1 pseudogene is annotated in these 335 nt (G+C 78.5%); it reads left to right on the top strand.

The window, feature by feature from the left end:
• A pseudogene (locus tag GT354_RS11040) lies at window positions 1-335 on the top strand (type II secretion protein F); the annotation flags it as partial.

Below are 335 nucleotides of genomic sequence, written 5' to 3'. Positions count from 1 at the left end.
GCTCGCGGCGGGACTCGGCGGGGTCGCGGTGTTCGCGCTGTGGGGCGGATGGGTCGGGGCCGGGGTGGGCGTCGTGGTGGCCGGCCTCCTCGATCGGCGGCTCGGGCGTTTGGAGGCGCGTTCGGTGCGGGCGTCGCGGGAGCGGCTGCGGGCCGATCTGCCGTGTGCCGCCGACCTGTTCGCGGCGTGTCTGGTGGCCGGGAGCTCACCGGTCGAGGCGGCGGAGGCGGTCGCACACGCGGTGGGTGGGCCGCTCGCGGCGCGGTTGCGGCCGATCGTGGCATCGCTGCGGCTCGGCGCGGACCCCGCGCGGTGTTGGCTCGCGCTGGCCGACG

The sequence above is a fragment of the Streptomyces sp. SID3343 genome (assembly GCF_009865215.1).
GTDB lineage: Bacteria > Actinomycetota > Actinomycetes > Streptomycetales > Streptomycetaceae > Embleya.
The sequence above is the reverse complement of the archived record's forward strand: the minus strand, read 5'-3'. Positions and strand labels throughout refer to the sequence as shown.